This window comes from Streptomyces sp. NPDC051907 (genome assembly GCF_040681075.1).
Classification (GTDB): Bacteria; Actinomycetota; Actinomycetes; order Streptomycetales; family Streptomycetaceae; genus Streptomyces.
Genome location: NZ_JBFAYB010000033.1, coordinates 53838 through 77385 on the forward strand (window position 1 = coordinate 53838; position 23548 = coordinate 77385).

Genomic DNA, 23548 nt, shown 5'->3' on the forward strand with positions numbered 1-23548 from the left:
GCTCGGCCGGACGGGTCCCCGGCAGGTACCGCGCGGACAGGATCGGCGGGTACCGTGGATCGGGCCCGGATCCCATCCGACCTGCGGGCGGCACAGAACACGAGGAGCAGCAGGGTGTTCAATGACATAGGCGCGTTCGAGCTGGTGGCGCTCGTGGTCCTGGCCGTGCTCATCTTCGGCCCCGACAAGCTGCCCAAGGTCATCCAGGACTTCACCCGCTTCATCCGGAAGATCCGCGACTTCTCCGAGAGCGCGAAGCACGACATCCGCAGCGAACTGGGCCCGGAGTTCAAGGACTTCGAGTTCGAGGACCTCAATCCCAAGGCGTACCTCCGCAAGCAGCTGAACGAGAACGAGGACCTCAAAGAGCTCAGGGAGCTCCGCAGCAGCTTCGACCTGAAGAAGGAGATGGGCGACGTCGCCGACGCGGTGAACGGGAAGGAATCCGATTCCTCCGTCCCGGCAGTCGTGAACGGCTCCTCAAGCGGCCCCGACCTGCTCAAGAAGCGCGAAAAGCTCGATCAGGACGAGCGTCCGCCCTTCGACGCAGACGCCACCTGAGTACTGTCAATCCCTCTTAGCGGGGACAGGGTGGCTATTCTCCATCTGTCCGGGATCGAGGACGCCCGAGGGGGGCGGGTCCGTTCCGGGCCTCGGAGACAGAGGAGGCGGCCGGGTAGATGGAGACGACGAGTCGGGTAGCGGCGCAAGGCACGGCCAGCGACGATTCCCCTGCCATGGGCGGGGACAGCCCGCTCAGAGCGCAAGGGGGTACGGCGTCCCGGCGCACGGTCGACGGATACCTGCGGGCGTCGTTCCCCTGGTACGGACTGGACGAGGCGTTCACAGGCCCGCGTTGGCTGATGCAGGTCGGGGCCGCCGCGGACGGCACCGTCCAGCACGGCGCGGTGGGCCACGGCGACACGCCGTCGATACGGTCCGAGGCGGGCGGCGGCGCGGACAAGGAGCGCTTCGCTGTGGTCGTCACGGTGGCCGCGAGCCCCGTCAGGCGCAGCGGCGACGGTACGGGCGTGCTGGACGCCACCACGGTGTCCTCGGCGGCGTGGCTGGCCGGCTCCGGCCTGCTGGCGCACACCTGGCCCCCTCAGATGGACCACTCGCTGCGCGACGACTGGCTGGACCAGCAGACGGAGACCGCGTTCGAGCTGGCCGACGATCTGACGGGCCCGGACTGGTCGTCGCTGTCGCTGCCGGTCGACGGAGAGCCGACGCCGTTCCACTACCGCGAGTCGGAGTTCGGCTGGGTGCTGGCCGGTCCGACGCAGGGCGGAGTGCACATCGGCGCGTACGGGCGCGGGATGAGCGCGTACGGTCTGGCGTTCTCCGCGGTGAAGGACATCCAGGAGTACGCCTAGCGGCCGGGAGCACGCTGTAGAGAGAGCAGAGCTCGGGCCGGGAGAACGGCCGGTCAGAGCTCGGGCTACGACGAAGGGGGCGCCGCTCACCGTGAGCGGCGCCCCCTTCGGGCGTGTGCGGCGGGTACGAGCCCCGCCCGCACCTCAGCAGGACGAGTCGCCCCTCAGGACGTGTCGCGCGTCAGAACTTGTTGCGCGGGGTGATGCCCAGCGACATGCCGGACAGGCCGCGCTGACGGCCGCCGAGCTTGCCGGCGATGGAGCGCAGCGCCGAGCCCGCCGGGGAGTCCGGGTCCGTCAGGACGACCGGCTTGCCCTCGTCGCCGCCCTCGCGCAGCCGTACGTCGATCGGGATCGAGCCGAGGACCGGCACGTTCGCGCCGGTCGTCTTGGTCAGCCCCTCGGCGACCCGCTGGCCGCCGCCGCTGCCGAACACGTCGACCATCTCGTCGCAGTGCGGGCACGGCAGGCCCGCCATGTTCTCCACGACGCCCACGATCTTCTGGTGCGTCTGCACGGCGATCGAGCCGGCCCGCTCGGCCACCTCGGCCGCCGCCTGCTGCGGGGTGGTGACCACCAGGATCTCGGCGTTGGGCACCAGCTGGGCCACGGAGATCGCGATGTCGCCGGTGCCGGGCGGCAGGTCGAGCAGGAGGACGTCCAGGTCGCCCCAGTACACGTCCGCCAGGAACTGCTGGAGGGCTCGGTGCAGCATCGGGCCGCGCCAGACCACCGGGGTGTTGCCCGGGGTGAACATGCCGATCGAGATGACCTTCACGCCGTTCGCCGACGGCGGCATGATCATGTTCTCGACCTGGGTCGGCTGGCCGTACGCGCCCAGCATGCGCGGTACGGAGTGTCCATAGATGTCGGCGTCGACGACGCCCACCTTCAGCCCGTCGGCCGCCATGGCCGCCGCCAGGTTGACCGTCACGGAGGACTTGCCGACGCCGCCCTTGCCGGAGGCCACCGCGTACACGCGGGTCAGCGAGCCGGGCTTGGCGAAGGGCACCTCGCGCTCGGCCGTGCCGCCGCGCAGCGAGGCGGCCAGCTCGCGACGCTGCTCGTCGCCCATGACGTCGAGGTCGACGGCGACGCGGGCGACGCCCTCGACGCGCGCGACCGCGTCCGTCACGTTCTTGGTGATCGTCTCGCGCATAGGACAGCCGGAGACGGTGAGGTACACCGTGACGGCCACCGCGCCGTCCGGGCCGATCTCGACCGACTTGACCATGCCGAGGTCGGTGATCGGGCGGTTGATCTCGGGGTCGTTCACCGTCGCCAGTGCTTCGAGCACCGCGTCTTCCGTAACCATATGGACGATGGTACGGCGCTGAGCGGCGCCGCCGGGATGCGCGTCAGCGGTCGCCTTCGTCACTCTCGTGCTCGGGCGCGGGCGGGAATAGACGGCGCTCGTCCAGATCCTTGATCAGGTCCTGGAACTCGGAGCGGATCCAGTCCCGGGTGGCGACCTCGCCGAGGCCCATCCGCAGCGCAGCGATCTCCCGGGTCAGATACTCCGTGTCCGCGATGGACCGCTCGTTCTGCTTGCGGTCCTGCTCGTGGGTGACCCGGTCGCGGTCGTCCTGGCGGTTCTGCGCGAGCAGGATCAGGGGCGCCGCGTACGAGGCCTGGAGCGAGAGCATCAGCGTCAGAAAGATGAAGGGGTACTCGTCGAACCGCAGGTGCTTGGGCGCACTGACGTTCCACACCACCCACAGCATGACGATCACCGTCATCCAGACGATGAACCGTCCCGTCCCCAGAAACCGCGCGATCCGCTCGGAGAAGCGGCCGAACGCCTCGGGGTCGTAGTCCGGCAGCAGGGCCCGGCGCGGCCGGCGCGGCAGGTCGAGGCGGACCCGGTGGCGCGGCGCCGCGCTCGCCCCGGACGGCAGCCGCTCCTTCGCCTCCGCGCGCTCCCCCGACCCGTGCTCGCTACCCATCCGCCGTCCCCCGCCCGGAGGGCGAGCGCACGGCCGCGTCGGCCTCCGCCGGCTCGGACTCCACCTGCCCGGTCTCCACCTGCCCGGACCCGTCGAACTCCGTCTCGCGCCAGTCCTCCGGCAGCAGGTGGTCCAGCACGTCGTCGACGGTCACCGCGCCCAGCAGCGAGCCGCTCTCGTCGACCACCGGCGCCGCCACCATGTTGTACGCGGCGAGATAGCTGGTGACCGCGGGCAGCGGGGTGTCCGGGGCCAGCGGCGGCAGATCGCTCTCCACGATCGAGCTGACCAGCGTGAACGGCGGATCCCGCAGCAGCCGCTGGAAGTGCACGGTCCCCAGGTACTTGCCGGTGGGCGTCTCGTCCGGCGGACGGCAGACGTACACCTGCGCGGCCAGCGCGGGGGAGATGTCCCGCTGGCGCACCCGGGCCAGCGCGTCGGCGACCGTGGCGTCCGGCCGCAGCACGATCGGCTCGGTGGTCATCAGGCCGCCCGCGGTCCGCTCCTCGTACGACAGCAGCCGCCGCACGTCGGCGGCGTCGTCGGGCCGCATCAGCGTCAGCAGCCGCTCCTTGTCCTCCTCCGGCAGCTCGGAGAGCAGGTCGGCGGCGTCGTCCGGGTCCATGGCCTCCAGGACGTCGGCCGCGCGCTCCTCCTTGAGCTTGCCGAGGATCTCGACCTGGTCGTCGTCCGGGAGCTCCTCCAGGACGTCCGCGAGCCGGTCGTCGTCGAGGGCGGCGGCGACCTCCACGCGCCGCTTGGGAGACAGGTGGTGCAGCACGTTCGCCAGGTCGGCGGGGCGCAGCTGCTCGAAGGTGGCCAGCAGGCTCTCGGCGCCCTGGCCGTGCTCCTCCAGCGAGAACCCGGTGACCGCCGACCACTCCACCGTCAACGTCTCGCCCTTGCGGCGCAGCGCTCCGCTCTTCCCCTTCCGTACGAAGACCTTGTCGATCTCCCAGTCGCGGCGGGCGGGCAGCTGCTGGATCGAGATGTCGAGAACGGCGACCTCCTCGTCGGTCTCCACCAGCCGCACCCGCCGGTCGAGCAGCTCGCCCAGCACCAGCCGCTCGGTCGGGCGCTGCTCGAAGCGGCGCACGTTGAGCACGCCGGTGGTGATGACCTGGCCGGACTCGACGCCGGTCACCCGGGTCATGGGGAGGAAGATCCGGCGGCGGCTGAGCACCTCGACGACCAGACCGAGCAGCCGCGGCGGGCGCAGGCCGACGCGGAGCATCGCCACGAGGTCGCGCACCCGGCCCACCTGGTCGCCGTTGGGGTCGAAGACGGGCACTCCGGCCAGGTGCGAGACGAAGACCCGAGGGGCGCCTCCAGCCATGCTCAGCGCCTCCTCTTTGCAGGCAATTGCTGCTGTTTGACGGGTTCAGGCTAGCCCGTACCGTTCCGCGTCGCGCAGGTTTCGCGTCCGTACGGCTCTCTGCGGAGGCATGTCGTCCACACAGGTACGCTGCGGTCTGCCACCCCTGATTCGCAGCTGAGAGGCAGTGCGCTTGTGACTCCCCTCCCCCCTGTCTCCTGGGTCCGCCGCGCCGCGACGCCCCTCGCGCTGTGCTTCGGGCTGACCGCGGCGCTCACCGCCTGCGGCGGCGAGGACCCGGACGCGGGGACGAACGGCGTGGGCAAGCTGTCCGCCGTCGAGATCGAGACGAAGGCGCGGGCGGCGGCCGACGCGGCCGTCTCCGTACGGCTCTCCGGCACGCTGGTCAGCAAAGGCGGCACGTACAAGCTGAACATGCGGCTCAAGCACGACGGCGCCACCGGCTCCGTCACCTCCAAGGACAACACCTTCGAGCTGCTGCGGGTCGGCAAGGCCCTCTATCTGAAGGCCGACGCGGGCTTCTGGAGCCACGTGGACGGCAAGGGCGAGGGGGAGCCCAGCAAGACGGACGCGGCGGCGGCGGACAAGCTGGACGACAAGTATGTGAAGGTCCCCGAGGGGGATCCGTCGTACGACCAGTTCCGCGGCTTCACCGACATGGACGTGCTGGTCGAGGGGCTGCTGGGGATGCAGGGCGAGCTCAGCAAGGGCGACCGGACGCAGGTCGGCGGGGTCCGCACGATCAAGGTCAAGGCCGGGGACGGCGCCGGCGGGGTGCTGGACGTCGCGCTGGTGGGCAAGCCCTATCCGATCCAGTTCACGCGGGCGGGCGGGGCGGGGGTGCTCACGCTCGGGGACTGGGACGTGGACTTCAAGCTGGTGGAGCCGTCGAAGGGGGAGACCGTGGACTACGGCCGGCAGCTCCCCAAGTCCAGCGACAGCTGAGGCGGCGCGCACTCCGGCGTAGGGGACGGCCGTCGGCACCTCACCACCCCGCCACCCCGGCGCGTCAGCGGGACCGGGACTTCTTGCGCTTGAACAGCAGGCGCGGCAGGCCCGCCGGGATCGGGTGGCGGGTCGTCGCCGGCGTCGGGAGCGGGGGCGCGGCCTGGGAGTCCTCGGGCAGGGACGCGTGCACGCTCTGCGGCGCCAGCCGCAGCACCCGGCACTCCCGCGCCCACCGCTCGGTCATCTGCTCCGCGTCCGGAGCGTTCAGGCGCTTGCCCTTCAGCTCCGCCACGGCCGCCTCCCACGCCTGCGAGTGCGGCTCCAGCTCGCTCACCGCCGCGGTCCAGACGATCAGCCGGCCGCCCTTGTCCTTGCTGCGCACGGTGACCTCCGCCGTGCCGCCGCCCGTCAGCCCCGGCAGCGGCTGCTCGCCCGGGCCGTCGCCGACGATGTGCGCCGCGCCCTCGTGCCATACGTGCCACAGGGCGCGCGCGGGGGAGTCGCCGCGCACCCAGATGAGGCCGGACTTCTTCGTGGCCTCCTCGACGAGGGCCTGACCGAGCAGCATGTCTGTCATGCGCGCAGTGTAGTTACAGCCAGCCGTTGCGCTTGAGGGTGCGGTGAATCGCCAGGCAGACGCCGATGATGCCGGTGAGCACCATGGGGTAGCCGTACTTCCAGTGCAGCTCGGGCATGTGGTCGAAGTTCATGCCGTAGATCCCGCAGACCGCCGTGGGCACGGCGATGATCGCCGCCCACGAGGTGATCTTGCGCATGTCCTCGTTCTGCGCGACGGTCGCCTGCGCCAGATTGGCCTGGAGGATGGAGTTGAGCAGCTCGTCGAAGCCGACGACCTGCTCCTGCACCCGGGCGAGGTGGTCGGCGACGTCGCGGAAGTACTTCTGGATGTCCGGGTCGACCAGCCGCATGGGTCGCTCGCTCAGCAGCTGCATCGGCCGAAGCAGCGGGGACACGGCCCGCTTGAACTCCAGCACCTCGCGCTTGAGCTGGTAGATCCGCCCGGCGTCGCTGCCGCGCGGGCTGCCCTTCGCCGGGGCGGAGAAGACATCGATCTCGACCTCGTCGATGTCGTCCTGCACGGCCGCGGCGACCGCGATGTAGCCGTCCACGACGTGGTCGGCGATGGCGTGCAGAACCGCCGAGGGGCCCTTGGCGAGCAGCTCCGCGTCCTTCTGCAGGCCGTGCCGCAGCGCCCGCAGGGAGCCCTTGCCGCCGTGCCGGACCGTGATGACGAAGTCCCGGCCCGTGAAGCACATCACCTCGCCGGTCTCGACGACCTCGCTGGTCGCGGTGAGCTCGGCGTGCTCGACGTAGTGGATCGTCTTGAAGACGGTGAACAGCGTGTCGTCGTACCGCTCCAGCTTGGGCCGCTGGTGGGCGTGGACCGCGTCCTCCACGGCCAGCGGGTGCAGCCCGAACTCCGCGGCGATCCCGGCGAACTCGGCCTCGGTCGGCTCGTGCAGCCCGATCCACGCGAAGCCGCCGTCCTCGCGCACCCGCAGCATCGCCTCGTGCGGCGTCTGGCAGGCGGCGCTCTCCAGCCGCTTCCCGTCGCGGTAGACCGCGCAGTCGACCACGGCGCTGGAGGCGGACGGGTCGCGGGTGGCGTCGTACGTGCTGTAGGGGGCGTTGCTCTTGCGCAGGGACGGGCGGACAGCTGCACGCAGGTCGCGGATCATCGACATGGCAGGCTCCTTCACGGAGAGGCCGTCGGCGTCAGGCGTGGCACAGCCCGGAATGAGGACGTGAGGCACACGTCAACAAAGCGGGCGGCACCGCGAAGTCGCGGTGACGGCGTTCGCTACAGACAGGCAAAAAGGATGTGCTCTTCCGTCATGCGAAATGCCGTGGGACCCGTGCGGAAAGGCCTCAGACCACCTGGGAGAGGTGCCGTGCGGAAGAGCGGTTGGTACTGCACGATCGACTTCGATCCACGCAGCCCCACCTCCTCCGGCCGGTCCCCCGTAGGGGATGACGTGTGTCGGGACTCGAGAGCACGCTTCTGCGTACCGTCCCGACCAGCGGCCAAGACTATCAGCCGACTGCGGGCCAATCCCTTGTTTTGCCCGTTCCATACGCGCTTTATGCTCGCGACATGGAAGATGTTCTTGCTCTGGTCGAGGCCCGGTTGCGTACGTCACTGGGCGAACCGGACGCGCGCGCCGCGGTGACCTTCCTCGGGACCGACCGTATCGAGGTGCTCCGCTTCGTCGACGGGGACATCGTCCGGTACGCGACGCTCGGGATGTCCGCGCAGCCGATGGCCGACCCGGCGGCGGTGCTCGCCGACCCGGTCAAGGGTCCGCGCGCCGAGCTGGTCCTGTCCGTGCGGGCCGGGCTCGCCGACACCGACAAGCTGCTGCGCCCGCTCGCCGTGCTGGCCGCGTCTCCGCAGGTCGAGGGTGTGATCGTGGCGCCGGGGGCCTCGTTGGACGTCGGCGGGGCGCTCTGGCCCGGCGCGCCCTTCACCTCTGTGCTGGTCGCGGAGCCGGGCGGTCTGGTGGCGGACCTGGAGCTGGACGAGCCGATGGAGCCGGTGCGCTTCCTGCCGCTGCTCCCGATGACGTCGAACGAGGCGGCGTTCAAGCGCGTGCACGGGGCGCAGGAGCTCCAGGAGCGGTGGCTGACGCACGGCACGGACCTGCGCGATCCGCTGCGCAGGTCCGTGACGCTCGACTAGGACTCTCCAACTCTCCACGGGGCCTGGCCTGTTGGCGCGGACCGCGGACCGCGGACTGCGGGCTGTGGAGTACGGGGTACGGGGGGACGGCTCCTGTCTCTGCGTGTCTGCTCCGGCCGATCGGTGTGGCGTGCACACGGTAAGTTAGGCAGGCTAACGAATGTTAGCTACACCTAAAATCTGCCGGTGAGATGCAGACGCCGGAAGGGTGATCGTCCTTGACGCGACGACGGGTGGGGAGGACCGTTGAGCGCTATGAGGGGCGAACCCAGTTGCCCGAAGTGCGGTGGCCGGGTGAGGGCGCCCGGTCTCTTTGCCGACTCCTGGCAGTGCGACGTGCACGGCGCCGTGAACCCGCTGCAGCCGGTCATCCCGCCCAGCGTCGAGGCCCTCGGTGTCGTCGTGCACCGCGCGAAGGTCCCTGTGTGGATGCCGTGGCCGCTGCCCGTCGGCTGGCTTTTCACCGGTGTCGCGTACGCGGGGGACGACCGCAGCGGAGGCCGCGCCACGGCGGTGGCCTGCTCGGGGCCGGGACCGCTGGGAGGCATAGGCGAACTGCTGCTGATCGCCGAGGAGTTGGGGGTCGGACTCGGGGCGAGATACGCGGGGATCGACGGCCCCGACCCCGGACCGCATATCGCCGTCGACAAGTCGCCGCAGTCCAAGGTCCTCGCCGCAGGCCGCCCGTGCCCGATGTGGCACGTGGCAGGCGCGCCCGAGGACCGCGCGGTGTTCGCGGGGGAGGCGCGGGGGCTGTGGCTGTGGGCGATCGTCTGGCCCGAGCAGTCGGGGCTGTTGATGTACGACGAGCTGGTGCTGACGGATCTGCGGGACGCGGGCGCGGAGGTGGAGCTGCTGCCGTGCGGCGCGCTCTCGCCCAGGCTGCTGTCGTGAGGCCGAGGGCCGCAGTCGCCGGCCGCGGCACAAGCCGCGCGCACGAGCCGTACGCCTGGGGATGTCGCACGCCGTACCCCGTGGGATCCCGTGCCCCGCGCATGAGTTTGAGCCTCCCGACGCCGTCGCGGCCGGAGGCCGAAGACGGCCGAAGCGGTCCGCGAAGACGCCGGCGCCCCGGCCCGTGCTGATTCGGCGCTGTTCGATTCCGGTTATCCTTGACCGTCCCCTGTCCGCCCCCGAGCCCCGGAGTCACGCGTCGTGCGCATCGACCTGCACACCCACTCCACGGCATCGGACGGCACGGACACCCCGGCCGAGCTGGTGCGCAACGCCGCCGCTGCCGGGCTGGACGTCGTCGCGCTCACCGACCACGACACGACCCGCGGCCACGCCGAAGCGCGCGCCGCGCTCCCCGAGGGCCTGACCCTCGTCACCGGCGCCGAGATCTCCTGCCGCCTCGACGGGGTCGGCGTGCATCTGCTCGCGTACCTCTTCGACCCGGACGAGCCCGAGCTGCTGCGCGAGCGGGAGCTCGTGCGCGACGACCGGGTGCCGCGCGCCCGCGCCATGGTGGCCAAGCTCCAGGAGCTGGGCGTCCCCATCGAGTGGAGCCAGGTCGCCCGGATCGCCGGAGACGGCTCGGTCGGCCGCCCGCACATCGCCTCCGCGCTCGTCGAGCTCGGCGTGGTGCCCACGGTCTCCGACGCGTTCGCGCCCGAGTGGATCGCCGACGGCGGCCGGGCGTACGTCGTCAAGCACGAGCTCGACCCCTTCACCGCGGTCCGGCTGGTCAAGGCGGCCGGCGGCGTCAGCGTCTTCGCGCACCCGCTCGCCGTCAAGCGCGGCCGCACAGTGCCCGAGTCCGCGATAGCCGAGCTCTCGGCCGCGGGCCTCGACGGCGTCGAGGTCGACCACATGGACCACGACGAGCCCACGCGGGCCCGGCTGCGCGGCCTGGCCGCCGACCTCGGGCTGCTGGCCACCGGGTCCAGCGACTACCACGGCAGCCGCAAGACCTGCCGGCTCGGCGAGTACACCACCGACCCGGAGATCTACGGCGAGATCACACGCCGTGCGTTCGGTGCGTTCCCGGTGCCCGGCGCGGGCGGAAGCCTCCGGTAGCCCTCACGCCCACCTCTGTACGTACCTCTTCCGCTAGGCCAACACTGTGTTTGACGCTGCCGTTTTCGGCTCACTGTTTCTGACCCTTTTCGTCATCATGGATCCCCCTGGGATCACTCCGATCTTCCTCGCCCTGACCTCGGGACGGCCTGCCAAGGTGCAGCGCCGGATGGCCTGGCAGGCGGTGACGGTCGCGTTCGGCGTGATCACCGTCTTCGGCCTGCTCGGCCAGCAGATCCTGGACTATCTGCACGTCTCCGTGCCCGCGCTGATGATCGCGGGCGGTCTGCTGCTCCTGCTCATCGCGCTCGATCTGCTGACCGGCAAGACCGACGAGCCCCAGCAGACCAAGGACGTCAACGTCGCCCTCGTGCCGCTCGGCATGCCGCTGCTGGCCGGGCCCGGCGCGATCGTCTCCGTGATCCTCGCCGTGCAGCACGCGGACGGAGTAGCGCAGCAGGTCTCGGTCTGGGCGGCGATCGTGGCGATGCACGCGGTGCTCTGGCTGACCATGCGCTACTCGCTGGTGATCATCCGCCTGATCAAGGACGGCGGCGTGGTGCTGGTGACCAGGCTCGCGGGCATGATGCTCTCCGCCATCGCGGTGCAGCAGATCATCAACGGCGTGACACAGGTCATCCAGAGCTCGTGACGCAGGTCGTGCCCGGACCTCGTGACGCAGGTCATTCGGAGCGCCTGACCGGTCCGGGCTCGGGGCGGGCCTGGCCTGTGACCCGTACCGCACGGCCGACGCACGACGCCCCCGCACGGACGATCCGTGCGGGGGCGATATGCGTGTACAGCGTCGTGACGCGATCGCGCGTCACTGCGTCGGCGTCGTCACTGCATCGGCGTTACGAGGCCGAGGCGGCGGCTGGGCGGATCAAGATGCGCTGGCCGATAGACGCGGCCTGCTGCACGATCCGGTTGACGGAGGCGGCGTCCACGACGGTGGTGTCCACGGCGGTGCCGTCGACGTCGTCCAGTCGCATGATCTCGAAGCGCAAGGCTTCTCCCTTCGTCTGATCCTCCTGGCGGAGAACTACTGGTGCTGCTTCAACTGTGCCGACGGCTCGGCCGCCGGCACATCTATACGTCTTCAACGCGATGCATCCTGCAAACATTCCCTACGCTAAGGAAATTTTTCGGATGCCTAACTACTGGCGGGTATCGCTATGGCCACGGAGAATGAGCAGCGTATGAACGACGCAGAGGCCAACGACATCAGCGCCCGCCTGGAGCGCACCAACGAGCTGCTCCATCGCATGCTCGCCGAGGTGGCGAAGACCCCTTCGACGCATGCCATCTTCGTGGACGCGGGTTACGTCTATGCTGCGGCCGGGTTGCTTGTAACGGGCACCGAAGATCGGCGCTCCTTCGATCTGGACGCCGAGGGCATGATCGAGGCCTTCATCGACAAGGCCCGGACGATCTTCGCGGACAGCCGGCTGCTGCGGGTCTACTGGTACGACGGTGCCCGGCGCCGTATCCACACGCCCGAGCAGCAGTCCATAGCGGAGCTGCCCGACGTCAAGGTACGGCTCGGCAATCTCAACGCGAACAACCAGCAGAAGGGCGTCGACTCCCTCATCCGCACGGACCTGGAGTCGCTCGCCCGCCACCGCGCCATCAGCGATGCCGCGCTGGTCGGCGGCGACGAGGACCTGGTCTCGGCGGTCGAGGCGGCGCAGGGGTACGGCGCGCGCGTCCATCTATGGGGCATCGAGGCGGGCGACGGGCGCAACCAGGCCGAGCCGCTGCTGTGGGAGGTCGACAGCCAGCGGACGTTCGACCTGGACTTCTGCCGCCCGTACATCACACGCCGCCCGGTCACGACGTACGAGAACGAGGGCGCGCCGCCCCCCTCCCGCGACGAGGTGCGCTTCGTGGGCGCGCAGATCGCCGCGACCTGGCTGGTCGAGCGCGGGCGGGAGGCGATGGCGGAGCTGCTGCCGGGCCACCCGTACCTGCCCGGACCCGTCGACCAGGACCTGCTGATCGAGGCCGAGAGGCTGCTCCAGCGGTCGCTGCGGGGGCACGCGGTGCTGCGGCGGTCGCTGCGGGACGGCTTCTGGCAGCACCTTCAATCGCAGTACTGAGCCTGCCGGCTCCACGCGGGCCCTATAGCGCTCCGCAGCTCTTCGCCCTATAGCGCTCCGCAAGCTCGCCGCCCCGGCAGCGTGGGCCACCCCCGGCAGCGTGGCTCCCCCCGGTCCGTGGCTACCCCTGGTCGTCCCAGAACGCGGCGATCGCCTCGGCGGTCTCCCGGGGGCGGTCGGTGTTGGGGGAGTGCTCGGCCCCGGCGATCAGCGTCCGGCGGGCGCCGAGGCGCTCGGCCATCGCGTCGAGGAGCGGCACCGGCCAGGTGTCGTCGCGCTCGCCGGACAGCACATGCTTGGGCAGCGGCTGTACGGCGGCGAGCTGGTCGACCCGGTCGGGCTCGACGGTCAACTGGCGGCCCGTGGCGATGAGCTGGGCGGGGTTGTGGAGCAGCCAGCGACGGCGGAGGTCCTCCCCGTCGGTGTCGGCCTCCTCGGGCGTGTCGAGCGCCGTCATCGCCTCCCACACCCGGTCCATGCCCATCACGGCCAGAGCGTCGCTGAGCAGCTTGATCTTCTGCTGCTGGGCGGGCGCGACCTGCGCCGGGCCGGAGGACATGAGGGTCAGCGAGACGAAGGGCGCCGCGTCGAGCAGGACGGCCGCGCGGGCGATCTGCCCGCCGAGCGAGTGCCCGAGGAGATGGACGGGGGTCCCGATCGCCTCGGCCTGGGCGAGGACGTCCTCGGCCAACTCGGCCTGGGCGTAGGCGAGCTCGTCGTCCGGCCCCGAGCTCTCGAACTGTCCGCGCCCGTCGACGGCGACGACGCGATAGCCGGCCTCGGAGAGGGGCGTAAGGAGGGCGATGAAGTCCTCCTTGCTCCCGGTGTAGCCGGGGAGGAGAAGCGCGGTCCCCTTGTCGCCGCTCAGCGTGTCGTGCACGGCGAAGTCCCCCCGGGAGGTGGGGAGACGGTCGGCGCGGGCGCAAGGGGGAGGGGTGAAGGTCGGAGGCCGGCTCATAGAAGGAGGCTATAGGGGAAGGCTGCCGCGCCCGCGGCCGAGGCACGGCTGCGGTGTGGCTGAGATGCGGGGCCTCGGCCGGGCCGCGCGCGGGAACGGCGACGGCCCGGCCCCTCTCTCGAGGAACCGGGCCGACTCGCCTGCGGGATCAGCTCTCCGGCTGGGCCGCCTTGCGGGTGCGCGTACGCCGCGGCTTGGGCTCGTCCGTCGCCGTCTCCGCCACGACTGCCGCCTCGGGGGCGGTCGCCGCAGCCTTGCGGGTACGGGTCCGGCGGGGCTTGACCGCCGGCTCTTCGGTCGCGTCCGGCACGGCGGCCGTCTCCACGGCCACGGCGGTCGCCTCGGGGGCGGTCGCCACGGCCTTGCGGGTACGGGTCCGGCGGGGCTTGACGGCCGGCTCCTCCACCGGCTCCACCACGGCCACGGCCGCCTCGGGGGCGGTGGCCGCGGCCTTGCGGGTGCGGGTCCGGCGGGGCTTGACGGCCGGCTCTTCGGTCGCGTCCGGCACGGCGGCCGTCTCCACGGCCACGGCGGTCGCCTCGGGGGCGGTCGCCACGGCCTTGCGGGTACGGGTGCGGCGCGGCTTGACGGCCGGCTCCTCCACCGGCTCCGCCACGGCCACGGCCGCCTCCGGCGCGGTCGCCGCGCCCACGCGGGTGCGACGGCGACGACGCGGCGTGCGCGCCTCCGACGCCTGCTCCGCCTCGGGAGCCTCGACGATCTCGGCGGTCTCCGCGACCGCCTGGTCCAAGTCCACCGTCGCTCCGCCGCGCGTGCGGCGGCGCTGGCGCGGAGTGCGCGTACGCGCGGGGCGCTCCTCACGAGCCGCCGGCGCGGACTTGCGGCCACGGCCGCCGGTCTCGCCCAGGTCCTCGATCGCCTCCGCGCCCAGACCCGCGCGGGTCCGCTCGGCGCGGGGCAGGACGCCCTTGATGCCCGCGGGGATGTTCAGCTGCTCGTACAGATGAGCAGAGGTGGAGTACGTCTCGACCGGGTCGTGGAAGTTCAGGTCCAGCGCCTTGTTGATCAGCTGCCAGCGCGGGATGTCGTCCCAGTCGACCAGCGTGATCGCCGTACCGGACGCGCCGGCGCGGCCCGTGCGGCCCACGCGGTGGAGGTACGTCTTCTCGTCCTCCGGCGACTGGTAGTTGATCACGTGCGTGACGCCCTCGACGTCGATGCCGCGCGCGGCGACGTCCGTGCACACCAGCACGTCCACCTTGCCGTTGCGGAACGCCCGCAGCGCCTGCTCGCGCGCGCCCTGGCCCAGGTCGCCGTGGACCGCGCCGGACGCGAAGCCGCGGCGCTCCAGCTGCTCGGCGATGTCGGCGGCCGTGCGCTTCGTACGGCAGAAGATCATCGCCAGCCCGCGGCCCTCGGCCTGCAGGATGCGGGAGACCATCTCCGGCTTGTCCATGGAGTGCGCACGGAAGACGTGCTGCGTGATGTTGGCGACGGTCGCGCCCTCGTCGTCCGGCGCGGTGGCGCGGATGTGCGTGGGCTGCGACATATAGCGACGGGCGAGTCCGATGACCGCGCCCGGCATGGTCGCCGAGAACAGCATGGTCTGACGCTTCGGCGGCAGCAGCTGGATGATCTTCTCGACGTCGGGCAGGAAGCCCAGGTCGAGCATCTCGTCGGCCTCGTCGAGGACGAGCGCGCGCACATGCGAGAGGTCCAGCTTCTTCTGGCCCGCCAGGTCGAGCAGCCGGCCGGGCGTGCCGACGATCACGTCGACGCCCTTCCGCAGCGCTTCGACCTGGGGCTCGTAGGCGCGGCCGCCGTAGATCGCCAGCACGCGCACATTGCGCACCTTGCCGGCGGTCAGCAGGTCATTGGTGACCTGGGTGCACAGCTCGCGGGTCGGGACGACCACGAGCGCCTGAGGGGCGTCGGTCAGCTGGTCGGGCCTCGCCCGGCCGGCCTCGACGTCCGCGGGGACGGTGACACGCTCCAGCAGCGGCAGGCCGAAACCGAGCGTCTTGCCGGTGCCGGTCTTGGCCTGGCCGATGACGTCGGTGCCGGAGAGCGCGACGGGGAGCGTCATCTCCTGGATGGGGAACGGGGAAACGATGCCGACAGCCTCGAGGGCCTCGGCCGTCTCGGGAAGAATCCCGAGATCTCGGAAAGTCGTAGTCAGGGTGCTGCCTCTTCTGTGAGACGCGGCACGAGGCGAACGAAGGGGGTCGTACCGCACCTGGTACTTGGCCGGCCGTGGATTGGCCGGATGGCGGCGCGGGACCACTGCCGTCGCTCGAGCGCTCATGCCGCTGAGGGCCCCTCATCAACGGTTCGTGCGTAGAAAAATACGCACGGTCCGCGTGGAGGGCGGGCGGGTCGGAGCCGATCGGGCCACCGACCGGGCATCCTCAATGGGGTCTGAAGGAGCAAATCCCTCAGTCAAACACTGCGATCGCCCGCCGAGTATTCGAAACGCTCAGCAGGCGCATTACCACTGTACCCCGGAATCGCGCATGTGTGTTGGGCGAATTCATGGGAACCGCGCTGGCGGCCTGGCTGACCAGGGCCTTCCCCCGTGCGATGAGCGGGCTATTGTGCGCTTCATGGAGACGCCTGACAACGCCACTGAACACACCGGGATCGCCGCCCAGGACTGGGCCACGGCCTCCGCCGACCAGCAGTACCGCGCCGCCGTCGTGGACCTGCTCGGCGCGCTCGCGTACGGCGAGCTGGCGGCCTTCGAGCGGCTCGCCGAAGACGCCAAACTCGCGCCGACGCTCGGCGACAAGGCCGAGCTGGCGAAGATGGCCTCCGCCGAGTTCCACCACTTCGAGCAGCTGCGCGACCAGCTCACCGCCATCGAGGCCGAGCCGACCGCCGCCATGGAGCCCTTCGCGCAGGCGCTGGACGACTTCCACCGCCAGACCGCGCCGTCCGACTGGCTGGAGGGCCTGGTCAAGGCATACGTCGGCGACTCGATCGCCAGCGACTTCTACCGCGAGGTGGCCGCCCGGCTGGACTCCGACACCCGCGCCCTGGTGCTCGCCGTCCTCGACGACACCGGCCACGGGAACTTCGCGGTCGAGAAGGTCCGCGCCGCCATCGAGGCCGACCCCCGCGTCGGCGGCCGGCTCGCGCTGTGGGCGCGGCGGCTGATGGGCGAGGCGCTCTCCCAGGCGCAGCGGGTCGTGGCGGAGCGTGACGCGCTCTCCACGATGCTGGTGGGCGGCGTGGCCGGCGGCTTCGACCTCGCCGAGGTGGGGCGGATGTTCTCCCGGATCACCGAGGCGCACACCAAGCGGATGGCGGCGCTGGGCCTGGCGGCCTGACGCGCCGGAGCGGGGGCCTCGGCCCCCGCTCCCCGCCAGCCCTTCCCGGCCGCAGCCAGGCGACGGTCAGAAGCGCGTCCTCACACGGCGGAGCTCGCGGCGCGCGTCGTCACAGCGGGAACGCGCGGCGCAGCCGGCGCCCTGACGGCCGGATGAGCAGCGAGAGCAGTACCGCGCCGATGGCCAGCGCGCCCGCGAGCGTCGCCACCACATGGCCGGGGCCGAGGGCCGCATGCGTGACATACGCGCCGAAGAGAGCGCCGACGGGGCCCGTGGCGAACACCACGCGGCGCGAGGGGAGACGTTCGGACAGATGACGGGCGGCGGCCCAGGAGAGGGCGAGTCCGAGCAGGACTGAACCGAGCGTTTCCAAGAGCACTGCTGATCACCTCACGGCCGCCGGTGCGGGCAAATCGGTCGTAGCCCGTACTACCCGGCGTTCACGGAACGCAACCCTCCCTGAGCAGGGCAAGGAGCACAAGAGGGCCCGGCGGGGAATATCCCGCCGGGCCCTCTTGCGCTGTCACGCCGTCGCGTGAGCCGACGCTCTACAGAGCGCCGAAGCCCACCCGCCGCGCAGCCGGCTCACCGATCTCGATGTACGCGATCCGGTCGGCCGGCACGAGCACCTTCCGGCCCTTGTCGTCCGAGAGGCTGAGCAGCTGAGCCTTGCCGGACAGCGCATCGCTCACCGCGCGCTCGACCTCCTCGGCGGACTGCCCGCTCTCCAGCACGATCTCCCGGGGCGCGTGCTGCACGCCGATCTTGACCTCCACGGCTATGTCCCTCCGACGGTCCGTGCGTTGCGCGGTCAGCCGCGCCGTACGCAGCACACATTAGCCCGGTGAGGGGACCCGGCATGCGCCCCCGGGAAACGCCAGGAGCGAACACCCCGGCAGGCCGGGCGGCCTCAGTGCTGCTCGGCCCCGTGCAGCGGGAAGCCCGCGATGCCGCGCCAGGCGAGCGAGGTCAGCAGCTGCACCGCCGTGTCGCGCGGAATGCCGGAGCCGCTGGAGAGCCAGTACCGGGCGACCACCTGGGAGACCCCGCCGAGGCCCACGGCCAGCAGCATGGACTCGTCCTTGGACAGACCCGTGTCCTCGGCGATGACGTCGGAGATCGCCTCCGCGCACTGCAGGGACACCCGGTCCACGCGCTCGCGCACGGCCGGCTCGTTCGTCAGGTCCGACTCGAAGACCAGCCGGAACGCGCCGCCCTCGTCCTCCACGTACGCGAAGTAGGCGTCCATGGTCGCCGCGACGCGCAGCTTGTTGTCCGTCGTCGAGGCCAGCGCCGTGCGCACGGCGTGGAGCAGGGACTCGCAGTGCTGGTCCAGCAGCGCCAGATAGAGCTCCAGCTTGCCGGGGAAGTGCTGGTAGAGAACGGGCTTGCTGACGCCTGCCCGCTCGGCGATGTCGTCCATGGCGGCCGAGTGGTAGCCCTGGGCCACGAAGACTTCCTGGGCGGCTCCCAGCAGCTGGTTCCTGCGGGCTCGGCGCGGCAGGCGCGTGCCTCGCGGGCGCGCTGCCTCTGTCTGCTCGATGGCTGTCACGCCGCCTCCCAATGTCTTGAACAAGCACAGTCGATCCGTGCGCGCTGTGCGCCGCGCCGCCATCGTACTTTTGGGTAACGAGGCTGTGCGCGGTGCGGACGCAGAATTTCACGGACCGGACAGTCGCGGTAGCTCCCGATTCGGGGGCATAGCGGGGCAGGTCACCGGTAGTCGTCCTCGTCGAGCCTGACGACGCGGGCCTGCTCGGCGGCGTCGGCCTCGTTCGCCTCCGCCGGGTCTATGCCGGTCAGCGGGTCGTCGTGCTCGGGTCGGACCTCTGCGTGCTGCTCCGCGGCGTCCGCCTCAGGCACGTCGGCGTCGAGCGGGGCGTCCTGATCGTCTTCCTCTTCGTCGAATTCGTCGGGTTCGTCGAAGATCTGGGGGTCTGTGGGATCGACGGACATGAGGCACCGCTTTCCATGGAGAGCGCCCTTTCCTTCGAGCGTAGGAGCTACTCATAGCCAGCGCTATGCGATGTGTGACGCCGAACACACGAGCTGCCGCGTGATCGTCTCGTAACATTGCCCGCATGTCTTCGACCGAGCTGCCGGGAGTCCGCGCCGTCGCCGCCGCCGCGGCCCCCAAGGTGGCCTCCGTGCGGGTCGCCGAGGGCGAGGAGCTCCGCTCGGTCGCGCTGCCCGGTCTGACGCTCACGGTCCGGTCCCGGCCGCCGCGCCGCGCCGGGCTGCCGCCCGCGCTCTATGTGCACGGGCTCGGCGGCTCCTCGCAGAACTGGTCGGCGCTGATGCCGCTCCTCGAGGACGTCCTGGACGGCGAGGCGCTCGACCTGCCCGGCTTCGGCGACTCGCCGCCGCCCGACGACGGCGACTACTCGGTCACCGCCCACGCCCGGGCGGTGATCCGTCATCTGGAGGCCGCCCGGCGCGGGCCCGTCCACCTCATCGCGAACTCTCTGGGCGGCGCGGTCTCCACCCGTGTCGCCGCCGTGCGGCCCGACCTGGTGCGCACGCTCACCCTGGTGTCGCCCGCCCTGCCCGAGATCCGGGTGCAGCGCTCCGCCGTGCCGACCGCGCTGCTGGCGCTGCCCGGCGTCGCGTCGCTCTTCAAGCGACTCACCCGGGAGCACTCGGCCGAGCAGCGCACCCGAGGCGTGCTGGCCCTGTGCTACGGAGATCCCGCGCGGGTGAGCGAGGAGGGCATGCGCAACGCCGTGGAGGAGATGGAGCGGCGTATGCAGCTCCCCTACTTCTGGGATGTGATGTCCCGCTCGGCCCGCGGCGTCGTCGACGCCTACACGCTGGGCGGACAGCACGGACTGTGGCGGCAGGCGGAGCGCGTGCTCGCGCCGACTCTGCTCGTCTATGGCGGGCGGGACCAGCTCGTCTCGTACCGTATGGCGAGGAAGGCGGCTGCGGCCTTCCGCGACTCCCGACTGCTGACGCTCCCGGACGCCGGGCACGTGGCCATGATGGAGTACCCCGAGACGGTCGCCCAGGCCGTCCGCGAACTACTCGACGACAGTGGCAGGAGCTGATAAGGGCGTGGGACGACACAGCCGCAAGGGCCCCGCGCCCAAAGGCTCCGACGCCGAGTCCAAGCCGTCTGGCATACAGCCCGGCGAACAGCCCGGCGCGGGGCCCCGCGCCGGCCGCCGCCGCGCGCCGGAGCCGCACACGCCCGCCGGGTACACCGTGGACCAGACCAGGGGCGGACACCCCGAGCAGCACGAGGCGGGCGGCGGCTGGGGCGCGCCGCAGGGCTACGACGGCCGGCAGGGCGCCGCGCCGCGCACCCAGACGCCGCCGCCCGGGTTCGCGGGCGGGGCCAGGATCCCGGGGCCGCGCAGGGAGTTCGTCGAGGCGTTCGACCAGCAGCCGTCCTCGCCGCAGCAGTCCTCTCAGCAGCGGCCGCCCTCGCAGCGGCCTCCTTCGCCGGGGGAGCCGCAGTCGCGGTTCCCCTCCGATCCGTACGCCCCCCTCCCCGAGGGGGGCGCCGCCGGCCCGGGGCGGTCCTTCGACGCCGAAGCCGACCCCGAGACGGGCGAGCCCGAGAAGCCGGCCAAGGGTGTCAAGGGGCGAGCCCTCACCGGGATCGCGGCAGCCGCCGTCACCACCGTCCTCGCGGTCGTGGTCGCCGGACAGGTCACGGCCGACAGCCAGGAGAAGCCCGGCGCGCAGGCCGCGGGCGACAACCGGGACATCGAGCGCAGCCCGGCCTCCCGCGACGGCGACCGGCTGGTCCCGCCGCAGCGGAACGCGCCGGAAGCCGCGGCGCCGCCCTCGTACGACCAGCTGATGGCGGCTCAGTTCCCCCTCGAGCCCAAGCTGAAGGGCTCCGGCGACTTCGAGGCCGTCCCCGGCTTCGACAAGGCGCCCGGCAAGGGGACCAAGATCCGCTACCGGGTCGACATCGAGAAGGGGCTCGGGCTGGACGGCACGCTGTTCGCCGATGCCGTCCAGAAGACCCTGAACGACGAGCGGTCCTGGGCGCACGGCGGCGCGATGACGTTCGAGCGCGTCTCCTCCGGCGAGCCGGAGTTCGTCATCACGCTGGCCAGCCCCGGCACCACCGCGATCTGGTGCGCGAAGTCCGATCTCGACGTCACCGTCTCCAACGTCAGCTGCGACTCCGCGCAGACCGAGCGCGTGATGATCAACGCGTACCGCTGGGCGCAGGGGGCGTCGACTTATGGCCCCAAGGCGATGCACTCCTACCGGCAGATGCTCATCAACCACGAGGTCGGGCACCGGCTCAAGCACGACCATGAGAACTGCCGTACGCCCGGTTCGCTCGCGCCCGTGATGCAGCAGCAGACGAAGTCCCTGAACGTCGACGGGATCGCGTGCAAGCCCAACCCCTGGGTGCACCCCGAGGGCTGATCGACCTCGCCCGCGAGGACCGGTCGACCGGCCTCGTTCGCGAGCCCGCCCCTCGGCGCCGGCCGCGGCCTGACCGCACGGCTTGACGGTACGTAACCGCAAGGAGCCGTAGCGCGACGGAACGCGGCCCGGGAGGGAAAGTTACGTGCATTCACCCCTTCTGGTGGCGCGACGGACAACCGTCCGTCGCGCCACCGACGTATCCGCTTAACGTCGTCCCGCTGCGAGTCGCCGGACCAACGGCGGCCGTCCACAAGGGAGATCGGGGGTGCGTTCGTGCGGATCGCACTGCTTACGGACGGTGGGTATCCGTATACGACGGGTGAGTCCAGGCTCTGGTGCGACCGGCTTGTGCGCGGGCTCGCCCAGCACGAGTTCGACATCTACGCGCTCAGCCGCAGCGCCCAGCAGGAAGACCAGGGCTGGATCCCGCTCCCGCCCCAGGTCCAGCGCGTGCGCACCGCGCCGCTCTGGGCGCCCGAGGACGACGGACGCAGCTATGGACGTCGCGAACGTCGGCGCTTCGTCGCCTCCTTCAAGGAGCTCGCCGCCGCAGTCTGCGGAAACGGCGAGCAGGACGGTTTCGCCGCGGGGCTCTATGGTCTCGCCGAACTCGCCCGCGAGCACGGCGGGCTCTATGCCGCCCTCCGCTCCGAACTCGCCATACGCGTCATCGAGTCCGCCTGTCGCGCCCCCGGCGCACGCCGCACCGTGCACGCCGCCGGCGTTCCCGACTACCTCGCCTTCGCCGACCAGCTGGAGCGCGCGCTGCGCCCGCTCTCGCTCGACTGGTACGGCGAGGACAGCCTCGGCGCGGTCGACCTGTGCCACGCCGCCTCCGGCGGATCGGCGGCTCTGCCCGGGCTGTTGGCCAAACGCTTCTTCGGGGTTCCGCTGCTGGTCACGGAGTACGGCGTACAACTGCGCGCGCACTATCTCGCGACCGGTGAAGGCGAGCTGACCGCTCCCGTACGAGCCCTCCTCGCCGCCTTCCAGGGCGCGCTCGCCGCCGAGGTCTACCGCCAGGCCTCCGTGATCACCCCCGGCAACACCCACGCGCGCCGCTGGCAGGAGAAGTGCGGCGCCGACCGCGCCAAGCTGCGCACCGTCTACCCGGGCATGGAGGCGGACCGCTTCGCGGCCGTGGGGGAGGGTGCGGACAGCGGCGACCCGGCGACCCTCGTCTGGGTCGGCCGGATCGAGCCCGCCAAGGACCTGATCGCGCTGCTGCACGCCTTCGCCGAGGTGCGCAAGGAGGAGCCGCGGGCACGGCTGCGGCTGTTCGCCGCGCCGGTGCGAGGGGCCGAGGCGGCGACCTATCTCGCCCACTGCCAGGCGCTGGCCGCCCAGCTCTTCCCCGACGAGGCCGCCGGGGCGCACGCCGTCGGCGACAACCCCGTCTCCTTCGAGGAGATCGGCGGGCCCGAGGCCCCCGAACTGGTCGACGCCTACGCGGCAGGCGGGGTGATCGTGCTCTCCAGCGTCGTCGAGGGCTTCCCGATCAGCCTGGTCGAGGCCATGTTCTGCGGGCGCGCGACCGTCTCGACGGACGTCGGCGCCGTCGTCGAGGTCATCGGCGGCACCGGGCTGGTGGTGCCTCCGCGCAATCCGCGGGCGCTCGCCAACGCCTGCCTCGCGCTTCTGCACGACCCCGAGCGCCGTGAGCGCCTGGGCGCGGCCGCGCGAGCCCGAGCGCTCGAACTCTTCACCGTCGAACAGAATCTGACGGCATTTCGCGGCATTTACCTCGAGCTCATCTCGCACTCGCCGGTGCGCCGGGACGCAGAGACGGTCGACGCGGACGGCGAGCCGCTGCCCTTCGCCCACCCGGCCGAGGCCCAGGTTCCCATCCCCTGGCCGGGCACGAGCACCCCCCAGACCGGTGGCCGCATCCCGCGCTGGGCCGCCGCGCCCGACGGCCTGGCGGGCGCGGTCGCGACGCGCGCGACGCCCAAGGACGCGATGCCGAAGGAGGCGCGTTCATGACCACCTCGCCGCCCCAGGGGCCCACCGGTCTGGAGGCCCGCGCCTTCGACGGCCGCACGTTCGCCGAGCGCGCGCTGGACGCCCGTACGGCCGAGACGCCTGTGAGCGCGCCCGGGAACGCCTCCGCAGCCTCCGCCACGCCCGCAGCCCCCTCAACGCCCGCAGCCCCTGCGGCCCCCGCCACGGCCGAAGCCCTCGACGCGCCGGATCCGCCCGCCGCCCGCCGAGGGCCCGCAGACCCCGTCAGGGCGCTGATCCACCGCCACCGCGAGCTGTGCGAACGGGCCGTGGACCCCCTGGAGATCGCCGCCGGGCTCGAAGCGCACGGCGTCACCGACCGGACGGCCGCCCGCTTCCGGCACCGGGACGTCTTCTCGCTCGCCGAGGAGCTCTACGCGCGCGTGCCGCGCGGAACCGACGCCGAACGCCCCTTGGCCGCGCCCGGACCCGAGCGCACCGTCGGCCGGCGCGGCGCCGACGCGCCGCGCAACGGCGCC

The 23548-nt window shown here is 71.7% G+C and carries 24 protein-coding genes and 1 pseudogene; 13 read left to right on the top strand and 12 right to left on the bottom strand.

Annotated elements, in window-relative coordinates; all coding sequences use genetic code 11:
• The first annotated feature begins 114 nt into the window (after window positions 1–114).
• Window positions 115–561 carry a sec-independent translocase gene (locus AB0M39_RS19245; RefSeq protein WP_365365790.1) on the top strand — a complete coding sequence of 149 codons (447 nt, stop codon included), beginning with the start codon at window positions 115–117 and terminating at the stop codon, window positions 559–561.
• Window positions 562–737: 176 nt separating this feature from the next.
• Window positions 738–1376, top strand: a complete 639-nt coding sequence (locus tag AB0M39_RS19250; protein ID WP_365365842.1) for a hypothetical protein — start codon at window positions 738–740, stop codon at window positions 1374–1376.
• Window positions 1377–1557: 181 nt separating this feature from the next.
• Here AB0M39_RS19250 and AB0M39_RS19255 read toward each other — a convergent pair whose 3' ends face one another.
• The 3 genes from AB0M39_RS19255 to AB0M39_RS19265 are packed head-to-tail and all read right to left on the bottom strand — an operon-like array spanning window position 1558 to window position 4658.
• Window positions 1558–2691 (bottom strand): Mrp/NBP35 family ATP-binding protein, encoded by a 1134-nt coding sequence (locus AB0M39_RS19255; protein ID WP_365365792.1) that lies wholly within the window; start codon window positions 2689–2691, stop codon window positions 1558–1560.
• A gap of 43 nt (window positions 2692–2734) precedes the next feature.
• On the bottom strand, window positions 2735–3322 hold the full coding sequence (locus tag AB0M39_RS19260; RefSeq protein ID WP_365365794.1) for a DUF1003 domain-containing protein: 588 nt from the start codon (window positions 3320–3322) through the stop codon (window positions 2735–2737).
• The gene (locus AB0M39_RS19265) at window positions 3315–4658 is read right to left on the bottom strand and encodes a CBS domain-containing protein (RefSeq protein ID WP_365365796.1); all 1344 of its coding nucleotides are present in this window, start codon (window positions 4656–4658) and stop codon (window positions 3315–3317) included. Before AB0M39_RS19265 ends, AB0M39_RS19260 begins: the two co-directional genes overlap by 8 nt.
• 174 nt (window positions 4659–4832) lie before the next feature.
• Between AB0M39_RS19265 and AB0M39_RS19270 the strand changes: the two genes are divergently transcribed.
• Window positions 4833–5603 (top strand): hypothetical protein, encoded by a 771-nt coding sequence (locus tag AB0M39_RS19270; protein WP_365365798.1) that lies wholly within the window; start codon window positions 4833–4835, stop codon window positions 5601–5603.
• 64 nt (window positions 5604–5667) lie between these two features.
• On the opposite strand, the gene AB0M39_RS19275 is transcribed toward AB0M39_RS19270, so the two are convergent.
• Window positions 5668–6183 (bottom strand): hypothetical protein, encoded by a 516-nt coding sequence (locus AB0M39_RS19275; RefSeq protein WP_365365800.1) that lies wholly within the window; start codon window positions 6181–6183, stop codon window positions 5668–5670.
• Between the two features lie 13 nt (window positions 6184–6196).
• Window positions 6197–7312, bottom strand: a complete 1116-nt coding sequence (locus tag AB0M39_RS19280) for a magnesium and cobalt transport protein CorA (protein ID WP_365365802.1) — start codon at window positions 7310–7312, stop codon at window positions 6197–6199.
• A 410-nt stretch (window positions 7313–7722) separates the two neighbouring features.
• Here AB0M39_RS19280 and AB0M39_RS19285 point away from each other — a divergent pair, with 410 nt between their 5' ends.
• From AB0M39_RS19285 to AB0M39_RS19300, 4 genes are all read left to right on the top strand, one after another.
• Entirely contained in the window at window positions 7723–8307 is a 585-nt protein-coding gene (locus tag AB0M39_RS19285) for a suppressor of fused domain protein (RefSeq protein ID WP_365365804.1), read from the top strand.
• 255 nt (window positions 8308–8562) lie between these two features.
• On the top strand, window positions 8563–9201 hold the full coding sequence (locus AB0M39_RS19290) for a DUF6758 family protein (RefSeq protein ID WP_365365806.1): 639 nt from the start codon (window positions 8563–8565) through the stop codon (window positions 9199–9201).
• A 261-nt stretch (window positions 9202–9462) separates the two neighbouring features.
• Window positions 9463–10326, top strand: coding sequence for a PHP domain-containing protein (locus AB0M39_RS19295; RefSeq protein WP_365365808.1), 864 nt, complete (start codon window positions 9463–9465; stop codon window positions 10324–10326).
• 46 nt (window positions 10327–10372) lie between these two features.
• The gene (locus AB0M39_RS19300) at window positions 10373–10978 is read left to right on the top strand and encodes a MarC family protein (protein WP_365365810.1); all 606 of its coding nucleotides are present in this window, start codon (window positions 10373–10375) and stop codon (window positions 10976–10978) included.
• A 202-nt stretch (window positions 10979–11180) separates the two neighbouring features.
• On the opposite strand, the gene AB0M39_RS19305 is transcribed toward AB0M39_RS19300, so the two are convergent.
• A complete protein-coding gene (locus tag AB0M39_RS19305; protein ID WP_365365812.1) occupies window positions 11181–11333 on the bottom strand; it encodes a hypothetical protein in 153 nt (50 codons plus the stop codon).
• A 192-nt stretch (window positions 11334–11525) separates the two neighbouring features.
• Between AB0M39_RS19305 and AB0M39_RS19310 the strand changes: the two genes are divergently transcribed.
• Window positions 11526–12425, top strand: coding sequence for an NYN domain-containing protein (locus tag AB0M39_RS19310; RefSeq protein ID WP_365365814.1), 900 nt, complete (start codon window positions 11526–11528; stop codon window positions 12423–12425).
• A gap of 121 nt (window positions 12426–12546) precedes the next feature.
• On the opposite strand, the gene AB0M39_RS19315 is transcribed toward AB0M39_RS19310, so the two are convergent.
• Window positions 12547–13383, bottom strand: coding sequence for an alpha/beta hydrolase (locus AB0M39_RS19315; RefSeq protein WP_365365816.1), 837 nt, complete (start codon window positions 13381–13383; stop codon window positions 12547–12549).
• Between the two features lie 148 nt (window positions 13384–13531).
• Window positions 13532–15430 carry a DEAD/DEAH box helicase gene (locus AB0M39_RS19320; RefSeq protein ID WP_365365818.1) on the bottom strand — a complete coding sequence of 633 codons (1899 nt, stop codon included), beginning with the start codon at window positions 15428–15430 and terminating at the stop codon, window positions 13532–13534.
• A gap of 517 nt (window positions 15431–15947) precedes the next feature.
• Between AB0M39_RS19320 and AB0M39_RS19325 the strand changes: the two genes are divergently transcribed.
• Window positions 15948–16673 (top strand): ferritin-like fold-containing protein, encoded by a 726-nt coding sequence (locus AB0M39_RS19325; RefSeq protein ID WP_365365820.1) that lies wholly within the window; start codon window positions 15948–15950, stop codon window positions 16671–16673.
• Window positions 16674–16782: 109 nt separating this feature from the next.
• Here AB0M39_RS19325 and AB0M39_RS19330 read toward each other — a convergent pair whose 3' ends face one another.
• From AB0M39_RS19330 to AB0M39_RS19345, 4 genes are all read right to left on the bottom strand, one after another.
• Window positions 16783–17052, bottom strand: a complete 270-nt coding sequence (locus AB0M39_RS19330) for a hypothetical protein (protein ID WP_365365822.1) — start codon at window positions 17050–17052, stop codon at window positions 16783–16785.
• 169 nt (window positions 17053–17221) lie between these two features.
• Complete coding sequence (locus AB0M39_RS19335) at window positions 17222–17449, bottom strand: DUF3107 domain-containing protein (protein WP_365365824.1); 228 nt, start codon at window positions 17447–17449, stop codon at window positions 17222–17224.
• A 134-nt stretch (window positions 17450–17583) separates the two neighbouring features.
• Window positions 17584–18225: a TetR/AcrR family transcriptional regulator gene (locus tag AB0M39_RS19340; RefSeq protein ID WP_365365826.1), complete on the bottom strand. Its 642-nt coding sequence runs from the start codon at window positions 18223–18225 to the stop codon at window positions 17584–17586.
• A 161-nt stretch (window positions 18226–18386) separates the two neighbouring features.
• Window positions 18387–18629, bottom strand: coding sequence for a hypothetical protein (locus AB0M39_RS19345; RefSeq protein ID WP_365365828.1), 243 nt, complete (start codon window positions 18627–18629; stop codon window positions 18387–18389).
• Window positions 18630–18754: 125 nt separating this feature from the next.
• On the opposite strand from AB0M39_RS19345, the gene AB0M39_RS19350 reads away from it, so the two are divergent.
• The 4 genes and pseudogenes from AB0M39_RS19350 to AB0M39_RS19365 all read left to right on the top strand — a co-directional run.
• Window positions 18755–19720, top strand: a complete 966-nt coding sequence (locus AB0M39_RS19350; protein ID WP_365365830.1) for an alpha/beta hydrolase — start codon at window positions 18755–18757, stop codon at window positions 19718–19720.
• A gap of 7 nt (window positions 19721–19727) precedes the next feature.
• Window positions 19728–21065: a DUF3152 domain-containing protein gene (locus tag AB0M39_RS19355; RefSeq protein WP_365365832.1), complete on the top strand. Its 1338-nt coding sequence runs from the start codon at window positions 19728–19730 to the stop codon at window positions 21063–21065.
• Between the two features lie 276 nt (window positions 21066–21341).
• Window positions 21342–23051, top strand: coding sequence for a DUF3492 domain-containing protein (locus tag AB0M39_RS19360; protein WP_365365834.1), 1710 nt, complete (start codon window positions 21342–21344; stop codon window positions 23049–23051).
• A pseudogene (locus AB0M39_RS19365) lies at window positions 23048–23548 on the top strand (hypothetical protein); the annotation flags it as partial. The gene AB0M39_RS19360 and the pseudogene AB0M39_RS19365, both read left to right, overlap by 4 nt.